General features: G+C 52.9%; 9 protein-coding genes and 2 pseudogenes. 8 read left to right on the top strand and 3 right to left on the bottom strand.

What is annotated here, in order from left to right:
* Positions 1-20: 20 nt before the first annotated feature.
* Positions 21-1193 carry an NAD(P)/FAD-dependent oxidoreductase gene (locus D3P09_RS17055; RefSeq protein WP_120112397.1) on the bottom strand — a complete coding sequence of 391 codons (1173 nt, stop codon included), beginning with the start codon at positions 1191-1193 and terminating at the stop codon, positions 21-23.
* Between the two features lie 853 nt (positions 1194-2046).
* On the opposite strand from D3P09_RS17055, the gene glmS reads away from it, so the two are divergent.
* Positions 2047-3879, top strand: a complete 1833-nt coding sequence (glmS, locus tag D3P09_RS17050; protein WP_120112395.1) for a glutamine--fructose-6-phosphate transaminase (isomerizing) — start codon at positions 2047-2049, stop codon at positions 3877-3879.
* Positions 3880-3942: 63 nt separating this feature from the next.
* Here glmS and D3P09_RS17045 read toward each other — a convergent pair.
* A pseudogene (locus tag D3P09_RS17045) lies at positions 3943-4065 on the bottom strand (IS3 family transposase); the annotation flags it as partial.
* 217 nt (positions 4066-4282) lie between these two features.
* Here D3P09_RS17045 and D3P09_RS17040 point away from each other — a divergent pair.
* The 3 genes from D3P09_RS17040 (at position 4283) to D3P09_RS17030 (ending at position 11977) form a co-directional block, all read left to right on the top strand.
* Entirely contained in the window at positions 4283-8398 is a 4116-nt protein-coding gene (locus tag D3P09_RS17040) for an S-layer homology domain-containing protein (RefSeq protein ID WP_120112393.1), read from the top strand.
* Between the two features lie 1568 nt (positions 8399-9966).
* Entirely contained in the window at positions 9967-10785 is an 819-nt protein-coding gene (locus D3P09_RS17035) for a MerR family transcriptional regulator (RefSeq protein WP_120112391.1), read from the top strand.
* Between the two features lie 19 nt (positions 10786-10804).
* Positions 10805-11977, top strand: a complete 1173-nt coding sequence (locus D3P09_RS17030) for an MFS transporter (protein ID WP_120112389.1) — start codon at positions 10805-10807, stop codon at positions 11975-11977.
* 152 nt (positions 11978-12129) lie between these two features.
* Here D3P09_RS17030 and D3P09_RS17025 read toward each other — a convergent pair whose 3' ends face one another.
* Positions 12130-13056: a LacI family DNA-binding transcriptional regulator gene (locus D3P09_RS17025; protein ID WP_120112387.1), complete on the bottom strand. Its 927-nt coding sequence runs from the start codon at positions 13054-13056 to the stop codon at positions 12130-12132.
* 172 nt (positions 13057-13228) lie between these two features.
* Between D3P09_RS17025 and D3P09_RS17020 the strand changes: the two genes are divergently transcribed.
* From D3P09_RS17020 to D3P09_RS17005, 4 genes and pseudogenes are all read left to right on the top strand, one after another.
* Entirely contained in the window at positions 13229-14578 is a 1350-nt protein-coding gene (locus D3P09_RS17020; protein ID WP_120112386.1) for an alpha/beta hydrolase, read from the top strand.
* Positions 14579-15910: an alpha/beta hydrolase gene (locus tag D3P09_RS17015; RefSeq protein ID WP_120112384.1), complete on the top strand. Its 1332-nt coding sequence runs from the start codon at positions 14579-14581 to the stop codon at positions 15908-15910.
* A gap of 11 nt (positions 15911-15921) precedes the next feature.
* A pseudogene (locus D3P09_RS17010) lies at positions 15922-16035 on the top strand (sugar ABC transporter permease); the annotation flags it as partial.
* A 367-nt stretch (positions 16036-16402) separates the two neighbouring features.
* The gene (locus tag D3P09_RS17005; protein WP_120112382.1) at positions 16403-20713 is read left to right on the top strand and encodes an S-layer homology domain-containing protein; all 4311 of its coding nucleotides are present in this window, start codon (positions 16403-16405) and stop codon (positions 20711-20713) included.
* Positions 20714-20720: the final 7 nt, after the last annotated feature.

Below are 20720 nucleotides of genomic sequence, written 5' to 3'. Positions count from 1 at the left end.
GGTGTTGTGATTAGTTGCATTTAGTGCAGGTAGGCTTGCAGGCCGCGTATATGGGTCAAATATTTGGCTTTGCTGGCTTCCTTCATCAGGGAAGCGGGAAGGCCTTTAAGCGGCCTGTCGTGTCTGCCTAGTGCAGCGACAGCGTCCTTGCGTCCCAGGCTCGCCAGCTTGCCGTAGATGACCGGCTTGAAGGGCTGCAGCGGCATCCCGTTCATCATGGCGAACAGATTGTAGCCTGCGGCTTCGCCCATCTGCCAGGCGAGCTGAGCGGACGGCGGCAGCGGCTGGCCGTTATCCTGATAGCAGATGGCGCTGTCGCCCGCGACAAAAATATTGTGGTGGGACGTCGACTGCAAGTAGTCATTAACGACAGCGCGTCCGCGAAGCGTATCGATAGCAGAGTCCGCTACGATGGGATTCCCTTGTATGCCGCCGGTCCAAATCAAGGTATGGGTTGCGATGGACTGGCCGTTCTTGAGCAGAACAACAGGGTAATCATAAGCCGCAATAGGCACGCCGACAATGAACTTAGCTCCGCGCCGCTCCAGACTGGACTGGGCTCTGGCCGCCAGCTCAGCGGGAAAGCCAGGCAGGATGGAAGGGGAAGCCTCAATGCCGTACAGCTTAATGTCCTCGCGCTGGATGCCATGCTCGCCGCACCACTTAGGCAGCATGTCGGCGATTTCGCCTACCATCTCGATGCCGCTCAAACCGCCGCCCCCGACTACGATTGTTGCATCGGCTGGCCTGCGGGATTGATTGTAGCGAGAGAGCGACTCCTGAATATGCCTATTGATCCGGTTGGCCTCGTGTATCGATTTCAGCGGCAGACTATGCTTCTCCAGCCCCGGAATGCCGTAATAAGCGGTCTGGCTGCCCATGGCGACAACCAGATAATCATAGCTGTAGTCGCCGCCGCTGGTGCGCACTTCACGCTGCTCTGCATCGATGCCGGTAACCTCCTCCGTTACAAGCTGCACGCGCTTGCCCTTGAGCAACTTGGTCAGTGATAGGGCAACGGCTTGTTCCGGCAGATTGCCTGCTGCAAGACGATGGAGCTCGGTAATCAGCTGATGGGAGGATGAGCGGTTGATAAGTGTGACGACAGCTTCATTGTCGTAGACAAATTTCCGTACAGTGAGCGCGCAGAGCAGTCCGGCGTATCCTCCGCCTAAAATGACAATTTGTTTCAAGCGATCATCTCCTTAATGGAATAGGGGCAGCCATTTCTTATTTATATTGAGAAAAAAATCACAAACTTATGAAGGTAAAAAGGATCGCCCCTTTAGTACATCACAATAGGCGTGCTTACTGCTTCAAGCCGATGATTGGGAAAAAATTCACAATCAAAGCATCGGTATTTTAGAGGATAAATAAACGAATAGATTAGTTTTGTGATTAATTTCACAACCCTATCTAATTCAAATAGTAGCATACGATTGAGGGAATTGGCAATACCTGTTATAAAAATAGGCTTGTCGTCGATATCGGGCTGTTTTCAGAAAATGGTTGCGCGAGAACGGCAAAATGAATATGATAGGTAGTATGATTCAAGAAGGAAAGCGAGGATAGAGGTTGTACGTGATCCACAAGCGCCAGAGCTTTCGTGATGAGTGGGGGATGCGGTCCTGAGAGGGGCTAGCGGAATATGCCATTCATACGGGAAGCTGACGAGGTGAAGGTGTTCGAAGCATTCGGCGGGGACCTTCCGGTATATAGCGGGCCAACCGTAAGCCGTAACGCAAAACGATCGGGCGACCGATCCGACAAACGTGCGGCAGGCTGCTGCAAATTTTGCTCCCATATGTCTGCGATGCCGCCTGTGGGGCCGGCTCGGGCAGGAGAGTTACACGTTTTTTCGAGAGACTATAATGGACGTTCAGGAAAGACAGGCGCCTTAGTGACGGCGGCCTCTCTTTGAGCATGGACTTTTTGAACAACCTCTATAAGAATGAATATGTGACAACTTCATAGCTGCCTTGGCTGCGCATAGGCAGGCATCCGTTGGACGGGGGAAATATACCGATAACGGAGGTCTATTAAATTATGTGTGGTATCGTAGGATATATTGGTAAACGCGGCTCTCAGGATATTTTGCTGGAAGGTCTGAAAAAGCTGGAGTATCGGGGGTACGACTCCGCGGGTATTGCCGTCTTCACGTCGAACGGGCTTGAGATCAAGAAATCGAAAGGCCGTCTCGCTGTACTTGAGGATAAGCTGAAGGGTGAGCCGCTGGAAGGCTCTGTCGGCATCGGGCATACGCGCTGGGCGACGCACGGCAAGCCGTCGGACGTCAATTCCCATCCGCATACGGACAATTCCGCCAAGTTCTCAGTTGTGCATAACGGAATTGTCGAAAACTATTTGGACTTGAAGGATGAACTGATCGCGAAAGGCCGCGTATTCGTGTCGGAGACGGATACAGAAGTCATCTCGCATCTTGTCGCCGATGAATACGACGGCAATATTGTCGAAGCGGTGCAGCGCGCGGTAGCACGGATGCGCGGCGCATTCGCGCTAGGCGTATTGACGGAATACGAGCCTGAAAGGCTGGTTGCCGTACGCTTCGCAAGCCCGCTCGTTATTGGTGTCGGTGACGGCGAGAATTTTATCGGCTCGGATATTCCCGCAATATTGGAGCATACGCGGGATGTGTATATTTTGAACGACGGCGAAATGGCCGTACTGACACAGAGTGGTGTCGAACTGATGACGACCGGCGGCGAAAGTATTTCCAAGGAAATATTTCATGTCGACTGGGATATTGTGACAGCGGAGAAAGCCGGATTCGATCATTTCATGTTGAAGGAGATCCACGAACAACCGAAGGCATATCGCGACACGATGCGCGGCAGAATCTCGGATGATGGAAAGTCCGTCCAATTAAAAGAGCTAACGATGTCGGAAGACTACATTCGTTCGATTCGGAAGGTGCATATTGTCGCTTGCGGCACTGCGTACCATGCCGGACTTGTCGGCAAGTCGGTCATTGAGTCGCTCGCGCACATTCCGGTGGAGACGGATGTCGCTTCGGAATACCGCTACCGTTCGCCAATTATTACGCCGGATACGCTGGTCATTGTCGTCAGCCAATCGGGTGAGACAGCGGATACGCTTGCTGCGCTGCGCGAAGCTAGAAGCCATGGCGCCAGAGTGCTGGCGATTACGAACGTGGTCGGCAGCTCCGTCGCCCGCGAGGCGGATGATGTCATCATCACTTGGGCAGGCCCAGAGATTGCTGTCGCATCTACCAAAGCGTATACGTCGCAATTGATCGCGTTCTACCTGTTCGGCCTGCATCTGGCTGGAGTGTTGGGCTCGCAGGAGCGGGCGACCGTGGAGGAGTTGATCGCTGGACTTCATGCGCTGCCGGAGCAGGTGGAGCAGATTCTGGAGCAGGCACCGGTGCTTAAGCAAGTAGCGGAGTCGATCTCCCATCACAGAAGCCTGTTCTTCATCGGCCGCGGCGTCGACTACGCTGTTGCGCAGGAGGGTTCGCTTAAGCTGAAGGAAATCTCGTATATTCACTCCGAGGCGTACGCAGCCGGCGAGCTGAAGCATGGCACGCTTGCGCTTGTCGAAGAAGGCGTACCGGTCATCGCGCTCGTCACGCAAGAAGCGCTATATGAGAAAACGCTTAGCAACATTAAGGAAGTGAAGGCGCGCGGCGCTCATGTGCTGGCCGTAGCGAACAGCGGCTCCGAACACGAGATCGCGAAGTCCGTCGACGAGACCTTCGTCATCCCGCGTACGCTTCCGCTGCTGACGCCAGCGCTTGCTGTCGTACCGCTGCAATTGCTGTCCTATTACGCCTCCCTGGCGCTAGGACATGACGTAGATAAGCCAAGGAATTTGGCGAAGAGTGTGACGGTGGAGTAGGGGGAAGAGACGCAATAACGGTTGTTGTCCGAAGAAAATAAAGTGTTAGACTAACCGAACTGGCTATACTGCTAGTGGACATTTAGAAAAAACCAACCCAATAAGCTGTTTTCGGTATTGTACCGGAGACAGCTTATTTAATTTTCTCTGCGGGCGATGATTGTTATAAAAATAGATATAATCTTTGACTCTGCTTTGTGCTCACTTGCAAATAAAACATCATGATCCGAAAGTCGACTTCACAAAAACGTCAAAATCCCGCAAGGCTTGATAGTGCGCGAATTTGACTGATTCTTTCATAATTCTTTTATTGGCCTTCTTTATAATGAGATGAAGTATTCGTCCAGTTGCAGATACCGCAGAAACCTATCTGCTTCATCCATTATAGTAGAGGAGAAAAATCATGAAAAATTCAGTCATTTGCCTATTAATTGCATTATTTGCATTCGGGACTTCATTCTCTCAGATTGGAACTGTAAATGCAGCCGAGAACGACTTTACTTTTACAGTCGGTTCCAACGGCGCAACGGTTGCGAACTACGGGGGCACGGATCTGAACGTGCTTATTCCTGCTACGTACGAAGGGACAACTGTAACCGAGATTGGGAGATCAGCATTTGATACATACGGTACGGGCAAACCTAAAATTACAAGTGTCGTAATTCCGAACAGTGTGAAGGTCATTCAAACGTATGGATTTCGTTATACTAGCCTCACTTCCATAGACCTTCCTGATAGCTTGTTAACGATCGGCGCCAGCGCATTCGAAAACAATCCGCTTACAACCGTCGTTTTTCCGGACAGTGTGACGACTATCGGCAACTATTCATTCTATATGAATAGTTTGACATCAATTAAATTATCGGAAAATCTGAAGACGATTAATGGCGGGGCTTTCGACACCAATCGCATTACGAATCTGGTCATCCCGGCTGGTGTAACGAATGTCGCCAGCAGCTCATTTTATAATAACAGCTTGACAAGCGTAACGGTGTTAGGCGATGCAACAACTTTTGGGACAGGCGTATTTGCGGCCAATCCGGGCAATCTCAAAATATTTGGAATTGCCAATTCTCCCGCAGCCGCTTATGCGGCGAGCAACGGACATGCGTTTGTGGACGGAACGGGGCTGTTTAAAGCGGTCGCAAGCGCCAAGTCGTTGTTGAAAATTCACCTGCCGGGCACCGGCGTAGGACAAGTGCCGGCGAATACCTACAACGACTTGTCTGCAGCCTATGACGCAGCCAAGCTTTATGTCGACGGAATCGGGAATGCCACCGTCGCCTCCGACTTGGCTGACGCCGCTACCCCACTGACTTCTTCAATCGCGGCATTCCATGCGCAAATTGTCCAGGCCGGCAATCCCGCGGCGTTGGGGGCGGCGATCGCGGCGGCGCAGCAAGCGTTAACGGATCATCCGCAAGGCGTAAACGTGGGACAAACGTCGGCGGGAGACCGCATCGCTTTGCAGAATGCGATTGCTGCAGCCCAACAAATTTTCAATCAGGCCGCCCAATATCTGCAGGACGAATTGGACGTGGCTATCGCAAGTTTGGAAACGGCGATAGATGCATTCGAAGACATGATTATCTCATCCGGCGATCCGACGGCGCTGGCCGAGGCGATCACGGCGGCGCAGCAGGCGTTGACGGATCATCCGCAAGGCGTCAACGTGGGGCAGACGTCGGCCGGAACTCGCACCGCGCTGGAAACTGCCATCGGAACTGCGCAGCAGATTCTCGATCATGCGAGCAATTATACGCAGGGACAACTGGATACTGCCGTTAACCAGTTAAATTCATCGGTTCAAGCCTTTAATGCCGCAGTTCTTCAACCGGGCATTCCGACGGCGCTGGTCGCGGCGATCACGGCGGCGCAGCAGGCATTGACGGATCATCCGCAAGGCGTCAACGTGGGGCAGACGTCGGCCGGAACTCGCACCGCGCTGGCAACTGCCATCGGAACTGCTCAGCAGATTCTTGATAACGCGAGCAAATACACGCAGGAACAACTGGATACTGCTGTTAACCATTTAAATTCATCGGTTCAAGTGTTTAATGCCGCAGTTCTTCAACCGGGCATTCCGACGGCGCTGGGCGTAGCGATTACGGCGGCGCAGCAGGCATTGACTGATCATCCGCTAGGCGTCAACGTGGGGCAGACGTCGGCGGCAACTCGCACCACGCTGGCAACTGCCATCGGTACTGCGCAGCAGATTTTTGATAACGCGAGTAATTACACGCAGGCTCAATTGGATACTGCCGTCGGCCAGTTAAATTCATCGGTTCAAGTGTTTAATGCCGCAGTTCTTCAACCGGGCATTCCGACGGCACTAATCGCGGCAATCACGGCGGCGCACCAGGCGTTGACGGATCATCCGGAAGGCGTCAACGTGGGGCAGACGTCGGCAGACGACCGCGCTGCCCTGCAGACCGCGATAGATGCGGCGCAGGCTATTGCCGACGATGCGGAAAACCAATCTCAGATTCTATTAGATGAGGCCGCCGCCAGTTTGAGCCATGCTCTGGCGGAATTCGAAGCCGCTTGGGTGGAGTTGGTGCTAACCGCCTCGGCTAATGACTTGTACGGCACGAGCGACACGCTTCGCTTTACGGTATTTTACGGATACGGGGTAACCGTGGCCGGGACACCGGCCGTTCCGATCATGGTCGGAGACGATTCCGTGACTCAGACGGTATATGCCACGTACACGGGAGCGCGCGGCACGGCTTTGACGGAACTTGCTTTCGAATACGAAGTTCCGGCCGGGCTCGCGGATGTGGACGGTATTGAAGTTGCCGCCGCGCTTGCGCTCCCGAACGGCGCAAGCATCGTTCGCGCCTCCGGCGGAGCCGCCGCTTCACTGTCGTACAAAGCACCGGACACGAGCGGAATACGTATAGTAGCGATACCGCCCGATGTTACCCTGACGGTTGCGTCGAACGGATCGGCACGTAAAGCGGTCAGCGTGATGGCAAGCGTGTACGGAGCAGCTGCGGGTAATACGCTGACGGAGCTCCGATGGCTGCCTGGAAACCTTAGCGAGGCTGATTTTGCCGGCGGAACGGAAGGAACCGATATTTTGGCCGCGCGTCAATTCACCGTAGCTGCCAACGGCGACTATACCGTATATGCCCGAGACGAGGTAGGCAATGAAGCAGTGAAAGCCATTACCCTCACCGGCATCTCAACACCGTCTCCGTCGAATGGCGGCGATCAACCGATCACATTGGAGACGACCGTGAAGATAAATCAGGGGGCTGGGATTACTGTTCTTGTCGGTCCAACCGACATCAAAGGGGTCACGCGTTCGGACGGCACGGTGATCGAACAGGTCATCCTCTCCGAACGGACGAGGGAGCGAGTGCTGGAACTGCTGAAAGATGCGAAGCAACCGTTTGTCAGCATTAAAATCGGCGATCGGGAGCAAGCGGTACAGACACGTTTTCCCGCTGACTGGATAGCGGATATGGCCAAGGATTATCCGAATGCGATTATCGAGGTGAGGCTGAACGACTCCAGCTTTCAATTGCGGATAAGCGCGATCAATCTGACCGGTTTGGCAGAGCGTCTCGACGCGGAAGTGTCGGATTTGGCCGTAAGCATCACTCAGGAGCAGGCGGGAGAGGATGTTCGACAGGAGATCGATCGGATTGGCGTTTCCCAAGGTTTTGCTGTATTCGCCGACGTCATCGACTACAAGGTGACGGCGGAAGCAAACGGGAAAACGTTGGAGGTGCGCGACTTCGGCGGATCATACTTGATCCGGACCATTAAATTGGACGGAGAGAAAACGAACCGTAACCTGGTTGCCGTTCAGTATATCCCGGCAGCCGGAACCATCGATTTTTTTCCGGCACAGCTGGAAACCGGTCCAGACGGCACAACGGAAGCGATTCTGAACGTGCCGCATAACAGCTTGTACACAGTCGTAGATGTGCAGGCCCGAAAATTCGTCGACTTAAACGGATACTGGGCGAAGGAGGATGTGGAGCATCTGGCGTCCAAGCTGCTGGTGAACGGCGTAGCGGCTGACCGTTTCGGGCCAGTGGGAACCATTACTCGAGCGGAATTCACGGCCTTGCTCGTTCGCGGGCTGGGGCTGTCCGTGAAGGAGAGCGAGGGCGGTGCCCGTTTTGCGGATGTCCCTGCGTCCGCATGGTATGCGTCTGCGGTTGAAGCGGCGGTGGCGAGCGGGTTGGTGAGCGGCATCGGTGTCGACCGTTTTGCGCCTAACGACCCGATTACCCGCGAGCAAATGGCCGTGTTGATCGGCCGCGCCTTAACCTTCACCGGACATGGAAGCGGTGGCGATGGACAAGACGGGGGCCGCCTGGCCGCTTTCACGGATCGAGACTCCATTTCTTCATGGGCGAAAGCGGCGGTAATCCGAGCATTGGAAGTCGGCATTATGAACGGGATTGAAGACGGACGCTTCGCGCCGACAGAGTATGCAACGAGGGCGCAGGCAGCGGTTATGCTGAAGAGGTTCCTGCAATACGTGCATTTTATTGATTAGTAGTATCAAAAAGAAGAATTCATAGATGCAACCCATTAAAAATCGAGTTCGTTTGACGATGCAAGAACAAGTAAGCTTACGCAGCTAAAAGCCTCTGCCCGGGCGATTAGAAGAGCACAAATCTTGTTGGCAGCGGGTTTACAACCGCTGAAGCAAGGATAAAACTGCAAGCTAGATTGTTCAAAGAAAACAAAGCATCAGATTGAGTAGGTAAAGCGATAGATTATCTTGGCCTCATTAAGCTAATGGGTAGTTTAGTTCCAATGTGTGGTAATATAGTTTTTGCAGGACATTAATTTTGCACGGGCAAACCCAGGTAATTCTATGAGTTTAACCCATGAATTTTTTCTGCTTAACTGCGACTTTGACTTGAATGACAGATATGAATGGTACCGAGCTAATCGTCATACATGGATTGGGAAGTCTGTAGTATCAGATGGAATTATTCAATACATGACGGACTTTTTGAACTGGTTGCCTTTATATAATCCTGAGACAAAAGAGAGAGAGTCACATAGGGTTAAACTATTATGGGGTAACTGTTATTAACAAAACGGGAGCAGAGAAGCTGATAAGTATATTAGCTAAATGGCTTAAACTAATCGAAGAAGCAACTGATACATTTAGTTTAAGAGGAGAAACCGTTTGGAAAGAAGAGAAGAATGAAGATGGTTACTGGGTAGAGACTACAATTTGGCTGAAGCGAGAAGCAATGCAGAGTGAATTAGAATCATTAATTAACTTAGCCGTCAAAGCTTCAAATAATGACCAACTGATTGTTCATTTCGGCATCTAAGTCTATACAGCAAGGAATTGAACTATCGGGAAGTTTTAGCCCCACAAAACACAACGGCAGCCGCCTAAGATCGGCTGCCGTTGTTCGTAGTGGTGGAGGATGGTATTTTTAAATCTGTAAATTGCAAAATTCTAACGGAACCAACAGACGTTATTCTACCTATTTCAGGCAGTATTGTTCATTTAACGGAACTGACAGACGCTATTTGCAGTGTTTCGGTGGTGGACAGTGGATATTGGGCCAATAAGGGCTTACATTTCCGTTAGAATCTACGAATACGGTTTTGAACGCAGATAAGGCCTGTGAGTTCCGTTAGCAGCTTGAGTCTTCGGCGAGACTGTCATTCTGCTAACGGGAAACATTAAGTCCATAATACAACCAGGACGAAGCTGCCGGAAAAATCCGCAACCTCCTTAAGCTTTTGAGTAGTCTCTTTGACTAATGAATCTTCCTAAAGAGGACGTGATCCTATCCTGGATTTTTCCAATTACTAAGATTTAGGAAGCTGAGAAAGTGTAAATAACTTTTTGTTTTTTAAGATTCTAGGTACTTAATAATCTTTGTAAGTAATCGTTGCCTGCTGGAGATGGCCAAATTAAATCTCAGTTATAGGGAAATTGAGCTCCTTTAGTTTGTTGTGATAAAAGTATACTACGGAATATCACACCAAACGGCATAAAAATCAACTAGCACAAAATGAAGCTGCATCCTTGACTTTCCCCTGCAGGGGAAACTGTATACTCGCCTTATGTTATAGATTGGAGTTGATATTTTGTTTAAAATCAGTGAGTTTTCCAGGCTCAGCAGGGTTTCCTTAAAAACACTGCGCTACTATGACCAGATTGGCATATTAAAGCCGAGAAGGGTGGATCACGATACGGGTTACCGTTACTATTCCGCAGATCAGCTTCTCGAGCTCAACCGAATCTTAATTTATAAGGAATTGGGCTTCACCTTGCCGCAGATTACACAGCTGCTCCAGGAAGATATCACTTTGGAGAATATTCAAGGGATGTTTAAGCTGAAAAGAAGCGAAATCCAGCAAATCATCGATACGGAACAAGCCAAGCTCGCCAGAATTGAGGAGCGTATGCAGCTTATAGAAACAGAAGGGCAAGCCGAAACGGGACAAGAAGTCAGATTCAAATCGGAAGGCGCCAAGTCCTTTCTTTTTCAGAAAGCATGCGGGAGGGAAGAGGACATTCCAGAGTTGTTCCGTCAATTTGATCAGCTGTTAACAAAGGAAATGCGCCAATTGGCGCAAGGTCCGCAGGTTGTGTTGTGGAAGGAACTACACGGAACAGAGGATGAATTTGAGTTTGAAGTCGGCTATTTTGTAACCGGTGAGCCGCTATTGCCTCTAGACTCCTTTCAGCTGCGGACGCTTCCTCCTGAGCCGATGATGGCTACACTGGCTTTCCGTTCAAACTCTCACTTTGCCGGTACGGCTTGTGTTTATTTAGCTTCATGGATAGAAAAAAATAATTATCAAATCAAGGAAAATGAATATAGCAGGGAAATCTATTTGCCATTATCCCCAGAGCAAGATGCTCAATTCATAGAAATACAAATACCAATTATAAATAGATAACCGGAGAAGGAGTCAGGGAATGAGTAATAAATGGATCATCTATGTCTTGGCACTGGCTGTTTTTCTGATTGGAACCATTGAATACATTATTACGGGAGTCATTGAAATGATCGCTTTGGATTTGGGAGTATCGACTTCCGAAGCCGGGTTAATGGTGACTGTGTTTGCCCTCGCAGCGGCCATTATCGCTCCGATATTAATTGCATTAACGATTAATGCGGATCGCAAGAAGCTGCTGATGGCCACCCTTACTGTGTTTATTGCCAGCAACGTACTTATGTTGGCGGACCTCGCCTATGAAACATTGCTATGGGTGCGAATGATTCAAGGGGCCAGCGGAGGAATCGCTACCGTAGTAGCCATGGCCATAGCCACGCGACTTGTGGAAAAAGAAAAAAGGGGCAATGCCATCGGCATCATTTTGATGGGGCTGAGCAGTTCGCTGGTGCTCGGCGTTCCCATTGGCACTTTTTTTAGCGAGATATTCGGATGGAGAGCTCTATTTATTTTAATCGGTGTATTAAGTGTTCTTCCTTTACTTATCATCTACAAAAAGATCCCGTCAATCAAGGAAGAAGAAAAAGTAACCCTTGGCATGCAGCTCTCTATGTTAGGGAATCCGACAGTTCTGACTGCCTTGGCTATTACTTTATTTTATGTCGGCGGCTATTCGACCCTTTTCACTTATATCACGCCATACTTGCAAGCCACTTCCTCTCTTTCTATAACAGAAATAAGCGGTGTGCTATTCCTGGCGGGAATTTGCAGCTTTGTCGGTTCGAAAGCGGGCGGACAACTAGCAGATGCAAAGGGATCGAAATTCACCATTTTTCTCGGACTTGTGCTGCAGGGGGCGACTCTTCTTTTGTTCGCTTTAGCCGGTGTGAATCTCTTTGTACTTATTTTGGTTATCATGATTTTTATGCTGGCAACGTGGAGCATTTCCCCTGCCCAGCAGCTATATCTGGTTACGCTGGCGCCTCGGAATCCGGACATTGCCCTTAGCGTAAATACTTCGTTCATCCAATTTGGATTTGCGCTGGGATCTGGATTAGGCGGGCTTGTTATCAGTGGCACATCTGTCCTGTATTTGAATTGGCTGGGTTTTGCCGCTGTAAGCATTGCTTTGCTTCTTGCCGTCTTGCTATTTAAAAAAAGCAGCAGGGCTGAAACCTCTATTGCCGCTAGATAAATATGAAACGACAAATGGCTTCACCCTTGACATGGGCGAAGCCATTTGCTGTTTCGAACAGGTTTATGCCAAGCGAGCCGCTCACTGCTGCTCGTTTCATGGTTCGATGCTTGGTCCCCGAGTGCTCACAGGTCTGTGACGTCATTAGCAGTTTAATTCGTCATGCTCAGCGAGATATACTCATCCTCAGAAGCGCCGAAGGGAGTGTGCAGCAGCGCGCTCATCAAGCTGAAAGCGACCTCGGCCTTGGAGCGGGAGAAGACGAACTTCTTGACCCGCTCGGGAAGGAGCTCCGGGCATTCCGAGGTGCAGACCACGACAAGGCTCTCCGGACTCCGGTACTTCAATACCTGCAAGGCCAGAAATTCGTTGACGACAACGAGGGGCTTGTCCTCGTGCCGCTGGATAAAATGCCTGAGCTGATCCTCGTCGCTGCCAGCCGCGAATACGCTCGATTCATCCAATCCTGAAGCGGACCGGATGATCTCTTGATAACGCTCGTTCGACATGCGTTCGTGAATAAGCGCATAAGGTTGTCCGGCCGGCAATGACGCGCTCAGATCGTTGAACATTCGCTGGAAATCAGGATTGACTTGCCGGAACAAGGAGTCGTCGATCAGGCTGTCGACGATAATCAGCGGCGAGCCGTATTGCAGATTCCTCGATATCGCATGGAAGGATTGCTCGATAGCATCGATCAGAAAGACGCCGTCCAGCTTACGCTCGGCTATAATCTCGAAATTGGGCTCTGCCGGATCGATCTGGGATACAAGCAGATGATAGCCCTGCTCCCGGCATCGGCGCTCCAGCCCGTCAAGGAATACGCCGTAGCTGACCGGCTTCGGAATGCGGGCGCCGCCCGTGCTGACGAACAGCACGCCGAGGACGTTGGTTTTGCCCAGCGAGAGTGACTTGGCCGTCAGATTCTGAACGTAATGGAGCTTGCTCGCAGCTGTGAAGACCCGCTGCCGCGTCTCTTCCGGAATCGTCTGGGTGCTCACGTGATTAAGGACGTAGCTTACCGTGGCGACAGAGACGCCAGCTTCTTTGGCTACGTCGCGGAGTGTCGTTTTTTTCATCGTATCGGGAACCGCCTCGTTAGGATCATAAGTTTAGATAATCATAAGTCCGGACTTGGAAGGATGTCAAACTAGCCGTTGACAAGCCTTGGGAAACGACCTATACTGAAACCACTTAACCGGTTAAGTTAAAATATTCGAAGAACTAAGTTCGCAGAAGGGGTTATGCAAAATGGCGAATTCGGCTCCATCGAAGCTGATCGTATTGCCCGGGGTGCACGCATCCCGGCTAGGGAACGAGAGAGACATATATATTTATTTGCCTGCGGGCTATGACGATGATCTGTCGGTAAGGTATCCCGTGTTGTACATGCACGTGGGCCAGCATGTATTCGAGCCAAGCAAGCCATCCGGAGAGTCCTGGGGGATGCACCGCGTAGCCGACCGGCTCATAGCCGAAGGGCTCATCAGGCCCGTTATTATCGTGGCGGTCGAGCATAAGTACGAGGACGGGACCAGCGAATATTTCCATGACCTGTACGCGTATCCCATCCGCTGCGTCGGCGAGCTGTACGAGCATTTTTTGATCGAAGAGCTGAAGCCGATCGTAGACCGCGGATTCAGGACGCTGCCGGATGCGGAGCATACCGCGTTAATGGGTGCCTCGGCGGCCGGGATTGCGACGTACAACATCGGGCTTCGCCGTCCGGACGTATTCGGCATGCTAGGCATCCTGTCGCCTTTTTTCGTCCAGGTAGATCCCGGCACGCTGGCGGAAACGCATCAGTATCGGCTATACCCTTATAACGATGGGCAGAAAATATGGATGGACATAGGCGGGGCGGAGGGGTTCTTCATGCCGTCCCACGTGCGGAGCGTTGCGGAAAACATGCAGCAGGCGGGCTGGAAGCAAGGCGAGGAGCTATATTATTACCTGGACATGGAAGCCGCGCATTCCGAATGGGACTGGAGCCGCCGGGCGCACATGCCGCTGCTGCACTTCTTCGGTGAAGCCGGCGAGGTATCGGGACTCGCGCTTGAAGGAGACGATATCGTCGGAGTCGACGGGCCCGCAGTCGTCATTAACGCGGTTGCCGCTCTTCACAACGGCATTCGCTTCAGCCTGCTCAGTGCCGATTACCGGACTGACAATCCGGACGTACTCGGGATTTCGCCAGACGGACGGCTGCTTCCGCAGAAACCAGGCACCGCTACGATTATTTGCAGCTATGGGGGCCAGGAAGCGGCCCGGACGTATACGGTCGTGGAACGGCTGTCCGAGACAGTCGACGTCGAGCTTGAAATTCGCGTGCCGGATACGACGCCGGACGATGCCGAGATCTATGCGACGTTCGGCGTTCCGAAGCTCGGCAAAGGATTGTACGGCGGAACGGTCCGGCTGCCTAGAGGATTAACCTTCGATTTTCTCATCACCCGCGGCTACGATAAGGAAGAGGTTGACCAGGATTTCGGGCGCCTGCCTTACAGAAGGCTTGTCGCGGACGGGGACAAGAGAGTCGCCTATACGGTTCATAATTGGATAGATATAAGGCCCGATGCGGGAAGAGGGGAGGAGGTGTGAATGACGCAGTTATCGCGAGTGGAAACCATCGCGGGGTTTCAATCGGACATTATGGGCAACGAAAGGGATATTTTCGTTTATTTGCCGCCCGGCTACGGGGAGGAAGCGGACAGAACGTATCCGGTGCTGTACGTCCATGACGGGCAGAATGTATTCCATGAAGCGTTTAATGGGCAGTCCTGGAACCTGCACCGCGTATGCGACCGGCTGATCTCGGAAGGGCGAATTGAACAATTAATCGTCGTGGCGGTCTCGAACATGGGACTGGAGCGCAGCAGCGAGTTCGCGCATCAAGGCCCATACGCGGAGGAGCTTGATTACCCTTGCCGGGGAGAGCTCTACGAACGTTTCTTGACGGAGGAAGTGAAGCCCCACATCGACCGTGCATACCGGACGAAGCGGGAGAGCCGCCATACCGCATTGATGGGTTCGTCTAGAGGCGGGCTTGCGACTTACCATATCGGGTTCCGCCGTTCCAATGTTTTCGGGAAGCTGGCTATCGTTTCGCCTTATTTTGCCCAATACGACGAGGAATCGATGACGCATCTGCCCATCGTTCAGACCTTCGACGAGAAAGGGCCGCTTCAAATCTGGATAGATACGGGCGGCATGGAAGGCATGACCGTGCGCGTCGATCACGTCAGGCGCATGGCGGAGCATTTCACAAAGCTTGGCTACCGGTCCGGAGACGACCTCGTGTTCTGTTACGAGCCGATGGCCGAGCATAACGAAGCCGCCTGGGAACGGAGGGTGCATGCGCCGCTTATCTTCTTCTTCGGAGACAAAGGAGCGCCTGTCTCGGCCGAGTTGACTGGAGATCCAATCGCAGGGATTGCGGGAACCGACGCATGGGTCTACCCGCTTGTCTCGTATGAAAGCGGTTTAGTGTCGGTCGATCTGGATGCAAGCTTCCGCGTAACGCCCGAAGGCGCAGCAGCGGTCGACCCGGCAGGCTTGATCCGGGCGGCCAAGGCGGGGGAGTGCGAGATCATATACAGCGGATATGCGCTGACCGCTTCGACAACAATCCGGATCGTGCCGGAATTGTCCGAAGAGGTCGAAGTGGAGCTGGAAGTTATCGTTCCCGACGACACTCCGGCCACAGCGAGAGTGTACGCGGGGGCGGAACTGGAGAAGTCCGGGCCGCGCTCCTACCGCAGACGGCTTATCCTGCCGAGAAATACGGGATTTGCTTTCCACATCTCGGAGCATTCGGGTCTGAGGGAAGCGGGTCCGGAGGGGGAGGACGTGCCGAAGCGGCGGTTCATCGCCGACGGCAGCAAGACGCTGCGCTATGAAGTCCAAAGCTGGATGCAAGGCCAAACGATATGAATAAGGGGGAATCTCTGTTCGCCGCGGGAGCGGTATTCATTGCCATACCGATTTCGCTGCTGTTCATGTACTTGCAGCGCCACTTTGTCGACCGCGGTTTGACGGCAGGCGCGACCAAAGGCTAGCGGAGATTGGGAATTGCTTAATTCTATTCAAGCAGTCTGCCAATTTAAACAGGCTCTGCACTCATTTTCAGCCCTCTTATCACCTTCATAAGTTTGCTATTGAGCCGACGATCTTCAGTTACCATAGCTGAATTTCGTTCGGCTTTCTTTTTATTGGACAGTTACATTATTAGGATGGCCTTCCGATTTCAAGCTGAGAAAGTGGGGTGAGGAGGCCCAATGTCCACATTTGTATATGGAATGTAAACATAAGTATATCGATGCTGGAATGCCCCCCTACTTATAATGAAGTTGCTGCAGCTAATAAGCATGGAGGTAATGCGACAAGCTTGATTAATTCGTGCAAGTACAACGAGGAGGTTTTAGAGTGCGTTTACGGCATGGGATTATTATTCTAGCCCTTTTTGTTACCGCTTTCATAATCATTGCTGCTCCTTCGGAGAAGTCCAGCGCCGCAACAGGGAATTTGGCTCTAGGGAAAATGGCATATTCGTCGTCGAACGAAGTGGATTTTTTCGGCCCGGAGAAAGCGGTGGACGGCGGCACCCAGAATGCAAGCCGCTGGTCCTCGGAAAGAACGGATGACCAGTGGTTCTACGTTGATCTGGGCGAACCCGCGGAAATCGGAAGAGTCGTCATCAACTGGCAGACTCCGGCGGAGAAGTATCAAATTCTCGTGTCCGACGATGCGGAATCCTGGCGGAATGTGTTCGCGGACAATCGCGTGCTTACCGCTCCCGGTCCGGTCCAGGATACGATTGATTTCGAGCCGACAGTGGCTCAATATGTCAAGTTCCAAGGAGTGACGCGGCGTCCGATTGAGGGTGTCTATTACGGATACTCCTTCTGGGAATTCGAGGTTTACAAAGGCAGAGCGCTGCTGCCGCCTATGATGGAGGGGGTCAAATCCAGCATCGCCGTCTCCGAAGGAGATGCTCATCTGAACCTGCCCGCAGTGCCGGCCGGTTTTACGCTGTCGCTGGTGAACACGGACAGCCTGCCGGTGATCGACGCGCAGGGCAATATCCATGCGCCGCTTGTCGATACGCAGGTTCAGCTGCTGCTGCAAATCCAGAGCGACAGCGATCCGGCATATCTCCTGACGGATAATGCGCTTGTCACTGTGCCTGGTCTCAATAAGCAGACAAGCGACCGGAATCCGGAGCCGCGCGTCATTCCTTCATTAAGGGAGTGGCTGGGCGCAACCGGCGAGTTCCGCTTGACGGACCAATCCAAAATCGTCATTAGCGAGGAGGATGAAGCGGCTCTGCGGGGGACGGCTGGCATTTTGCAACAGGAATTGCTGGACTTAACGAAGCTGCCGCTGACGGTGACGGCTGGCTCTCCCGGGGCGGGAGATATCTATCTGGCGCTGGATGCCGCGCAAGCGGAATTGGGGACAGAGGGGTATGAGCTGAATATCGGCGAGTATGCTTCCGTCGCCGCTTCTGATGGGAGGGGAGTTATGTTCGGCACAAGAACGATCTTGCAGCTGCTCGGCCATGCTGCCGATCATAAGGCGATGCCTAAAGGGCAAACGCGCGATTATCCGAAATACCCGGATCGAGGCTTTATGCTCGATGTGGCCCGAAAGTTTTATACGATCGAGTTTCTGCAGGACTATGTCAAGCTGATGTCCTACTATAAGATGAACCGGCTGCAGATTCACTTAAACGATGATGTCGGCGATGTCGGCTACTTCCGTCTGGAGAGCGAGAAGTTCCCGGGAATTACGAGCAAGGACGGCTTCTATACGAAGCAGCAATTCAGAGAGCTGCAGCTGCTTGGGATGGAATACGGCGTAAACGTCGTGCCGGAGATTGATACGCCGGGCCATTCCGGCGCCTTCATCGCTTACGATTCCCGGCTGGGCAGCAACAATCAGCTGGATATCAATCGTTCAGAGACCATTGAATTCATCAAGGCTCTCTTTGACGAATATTTGGACGGCAGCGATCCGACCTTCGTCGGCCCGGACGTCCACGTCGGCACGGATGAATATTTCGGCAGCGACAAGGAAGCGTTCCGCAGGTACGCAGATATGCTCCTTAACCACATTAACGGAAAAGGCAAGCGGGCCCGTCTGTGGGGCAGCCTGTCCGCATACGACGGCACGACGCCGGTCAGCAACAATGCGACGATGGACATCTGGTATGAGCCGTACGGAAGCGCCAAGCAAGCCGTTGAACTCGGCTATGACATTATTAACACCAACACCAATTTGCTCTATATCGTTCCGCAGCTGTACCGCAACTATTTGAGTTACGATTTCATCTACAACGAATGGGAGCCTAACGATTGGCTGGAGACGAAGCTTCCTTATGCGCATCCGCAGGTAAAAGGCGGCATGTTCGCGCTATGGAACGATGTGTCAGTAGAGAAAGGCGTCTCCATGGCGGACTCGCATCAGCGGATTCTGCCTTCCATGCAAGTGTTGGCGGAGAAGCTGTGGAGAGGCAATCGCATCGATCGGGACTTCGCAAGCTTCCAGGCGGATGCCGCAAGATATGGGGACCCGCCAGGCGTTCATCAGTCGCACAAGCTTCAAGTCGGCAATGAGCGCCATATCGTGCTGGATTACACCTTCGACGAAGGCTTCGCGGACCGTTCAGGCAACGGCTTTGACGGCAATGCGGTGAATGCAAGCGCGGAGAAAGGAATCTTCGGGCAAGCCGTGAGGCTCAAAGGCGGAGCCAGCTATGTGGAGACGCCGCTTCGCACGCTCGGGTTCGGATGGACGATGTCCATGTGGATCAAGCCGGATGCCGACAATCCGCAGGGGGCCGTGCTGCTGGAATCTCCGGACGGAGCGCTGAAATACAACATCGGGGGCAGCGGCAAAATCGCCATCACGAAAGAAAATTACGTCAGCGAATTTAATTACAAGCTGCCGACCGACCGCTGGACGCATGTGATTATTGCCGGCGACGATACGGGAACTTCCATTTTCATCGACGGCAGTGAATACACGGCAGCTCTAAAAGACGGCTCCAAGCTGGAAACGTTCGTGCTGCCAGTTGCCAAAATCGGCAGCGCAACGAACGCGTTTAAAGGCTTGATTGACGAACTAGTCATAAGAAACACTTACGTGGACTTGCATGGAAACCTGGCTTTGCATAAGCAAGCCGAATCCTCGCAGCCGGAATCCTCGTCCTATACGGCGGACAAAGCGGTGGACGGCAGAGGGGACACCAGATGGTCCAGCGATTGGGTGGACGATAGCTGGTTCATGGTGGACCTGGGCGAAGTGAAGAACATTGATGCCGTATCTATTTTGTGGCAAACGGCTTACGGTTCGAAATACCGCATTTTCGTATCCGAGGACAAGGTGAACTGGACGAACGTTGTGAAGGACAATAACGGCGAGATCAACGGCAAGCCGGGACGCGTCGTAACCACCTTCCAGAGCACGCCGGCCAGATTCGTGAAGTTCGAAGGCGTGTCCAGGGCTACCATATTCGGCTATTCCTTTGAGGAATTCGAAGTGTACGGCGAGGAGTATAAGCTAGGCAATATACGGCCGATTATCGACTTGTTAATGTCCATCGAGGCCGACAAGCTCGCGGAAGCCAATTACTCCCCGGAGGGCTGGGCACAGCTTCAGCAAGCGATGAGGCAAGCGATGGCGGCTATCCAGACCGCACAGCCCTCCCGTCCTGAAGCCGAGCAAGCGTATGCCGGGCTGAGCGTAGCGCGCGACCGTCTAACCATCGAAGACGTGATGGACCTGATCGAGCTTAACGTGGACGGAAGCATCGTCTCCAATCTCTATCTGCCTCAGAAAGGACAGCTGGGCACGCGCATCGTCTGGAGCAGCTCGAAGCCCGATTATCTGAATGCCAACGGACAGCTGCTGAGACGTCCGTCAAGCGGAGCAGGCGACCTGGAGGTTGTGCTGACTGCGACGATCAGCAAGGGAGCCGCATCCGCCGATAAGACGTTCAAGGTCAAAATTAAAGCGCTGACGGGCTCCGGCGGCGGAGGATGGGTTCCAAGTCCGGTCATTCCAGATCCGGAAGAAGGCCAGAACGGCGGCTCCAATCCGGGCGGTGGAGATCCAGGCAATGGCAACGGGAATGGAAGCGGCAATGGCTCGGAGTCCGGCGGATCGACAACGGTCACGCTTAACGATATTGCGAGCCACTGGGCGGAAGCGCCGATCAAGCGGGCCGTCGAGCTTGGATTCGTGGCCGGCTATACGGACGGGTCGTTCAAGCCTGATAAGACGGTCAGCAGGGATGAGTTCGTTGTCATGCTGGTCAAAGCGTTGAAGCTGCAAGGAGCGAGCCGTTCACTGGAGTTCGCGGACGCAGGCTCGATTCAGCCTTGGGCGAAGCCGTATATTGCGCAGGCCTTGGCATCCGGCCTGGTCAGCGGCTACGCGGATGAAACCTTCCGTCCGAAGGCTTCAATCAGCCGCGCGGAGCTGGCGGCAATGGTCGTACGGGGGCTGGGCTTGAAGCCTGCGGAGGGCTCTGCCCTTTCATACGCGGACGCAGACCAAATCCCGGCTTGGGCGAAGCCATATGTGGCGGCGGCTCAGGAGGCCGGAGTGATGAGCGGGCGCGGGGACAACCGGTTTGCGCCGGCTGCTACGGCCACGCGTGCTGAGGCTGCGGTCGTTATTCTGAACTTGCTTGATGCGCTTGCGAAGCTGCAGGCGCAGGAGCAGAATTAATTTGGCA

It is taken from the genome of Paenibacillus pinisoli, from assembly GCF_003605435.1.
Lineage (GTDB): Bacteria > Bacillota > Bacilli > Paenibacillales > Paenibacillaceae > Pristimantibacillus > Pristimantibacillus pinisoli.
Note: the sequence above shows the minus strand (reverse complement) of the source record. Positions and strands in the feature narration are given on the sequence as shown.